Origin of the sequence: Fulvivirga imtechensis AK7 (assembly GCF_000331535.1) — a bacterium.
Taxonomy (GTDB): domain Bacteria; phylum Bacteroidota; class Bacteroidia; order Cytophagales; family Cyclobacteriaceae; genus Fulvivirga; species Fulvivirga imtechensis.
In genome coordinates, this window is the sequence record NZ_AMZN01000188.1 from 1 (window position 1) to 1,997 (window position 1,997).

A 1,997-nucleotide genomic window follows, 5' to 3' on the forward strand; every position below is an offset into this window, starting at 1 on the left:
AGTTGGATAGTTTGAATATACTTCCATCTGTATTTTCATTCTGATCTGTTACATCTGTAGCGATCAGATTGCCTCCGTCTTCCTCCAGTTTCTCCCACAAATATACGTTATGTGTACTTGCATCCAGGCTATTGATCTCCAAAACACCTCCTACCGACACTTCAATATACTCGTTATAAGTCTGAGGAATTTGACTATGATAAATGAATTCAAATGGACTGGTATTGGCGGCCGTTAATTGCTTCTCTATCTCTGAAAAGGTGAGTTGACACTGGTGAACATCCACTTTGGTGAGGTTTGGTAGCTGTGTCAGGTCAGGTAGCTGTTTGATCAATAACTTAGACAGGTTCAGTTCTGTAAGTTTGGAGGTGGCCGGAAAATCGGGCACCGGACCAGTTAGCTTATTGCTGCTGAGGTTCAGATAAAGGAGATCAGGAAGGGTCGCGCAGGATGGTGGCAGTGAGCCGTAAAACTTATTTCTGCTCAGGTCAAGGTGCATCAGGCCATCCAGAGCACTTAGATCAGGAATTTGTCCTCCGATTGTGTTACCGGTCAGTGAAAGGTATTCCAGCTCTTGAAGTGTGTTGATCACTTCAGGAAAGGATGCACTGCTTATCGCGCAGTTTTCAAAAGAGATCTCTCTCAGGTGGGTGAAGGCAGAAAGTAAGGTATTCAGGTTTACAGAACTTCCTTTACCACCACTAATCTGGGCGTTATCCATCCGGAGAATTTGCAGTTCCGTCAGATTACCAAGGGATGAACGTATGGTACCGTTCAGATTATTGTTACTTAAATTGATACCTGTTACGTCACCGTTTTCTACTGTGATCCCGTACCAGTCCACGATCTGATTCACAGAAGTGATCGAGCTCCAGTCTGATGGCCAGCCGGTTTGATCGGTCCATCCGGTACCACCGGAATACTGATACAGGTCGCGGAGGGCGGCTATCTCGGCTTTGTCGGCTACTTTTCCATCGAAGGATACGCGTGCGCCATTGATCTCTCCACCACTGTGATAGAGGCTGGCATCCACCACTAGTGACGTGGTAGACGGTACTTCTGAAGTATATAATAACGTACCATTTTGGCTATAGTAAATGGTGTTGCCTTTTCTTTCTATCCTCAGCAGATCACCTTCAATGATGTCACCGAAACCTGCCTTCGTCTGTCCTCCCTCTGACACCACTACCTTATCAACGCTGTTGAGCTTAAAGGAATAGTCAATATTGTTCGTTGCATCGTCATTGGTTTGTGAAAGACCGAAATAGCGTTCTCTTCGTGTGGGGAAAGCTATCATTTCCACCCACCCATCTCTGCCAGCGGGTAACACCTCCACTGAAGCAGCCCCTCCGTTGTCAGTACCCCATTCGGCAGTTTTTGCCAGAGTATTTCCAGCTTGTACTTCCGTGCCGATCAAGCTGGTCCACGTCAAAGGGGTGCCCTCCAGCGCTGAGGTGGTTACGGTAATGGTATTGCTATACTCTGAGTCTCCTGCCGCATTATAGGCATATACTTTATAGATATAGGTGGTAGAAGGTGAGACTGTAGCATCAATATAGGTGGTTTCATCTGCTCCGGTAGCGCCAATCCAGGAAGCAGTGGTTACGGTGGACAGCGGGGCCACGCTATTTTGCCGCTCTATCCTGAAGCCGCTTTCATTATCGGCATTATCGGTCCAACTGAGCTGGACACGTGTAGCGGACGCTGTACCTGTCAGCTCCGAAGGCGCTGCCGGTAGCGTTACGGTATTATTTTCGAAGGAAGCTACACCATTATTGATCTCTCCTCCGCTATGGTAGAAGCAGGCATCTACCAATAGTGAGCTGGTGGAGGGTATTGATGAGGTGTAGAAGGTGGTGCCGTTCTTTTTGTAGGTGATGGTGTTACCGGTCCTTTCTATTTTCAGTACATCGCCATTGGTAACACTGCCAAAGCCGCCTTTCCAGTTGCCGCTTTCCTGCACTACTATGGTATTGGTACTGCTCAGTTTGATGGCA

The 1,997-nt window shown here is 47.5% G+C and carries 1 protein-coding gene; it reads right to left on the minus strand.

The features are described from left to right. A partial coding sequence (locus C900_RS27695) for a leucine-rich repeat domain-containing protein (protein WP_040497720.1) occupies nucleotides 1-1,997 on the minus strand: 1,997 nt, incomplete at both ends.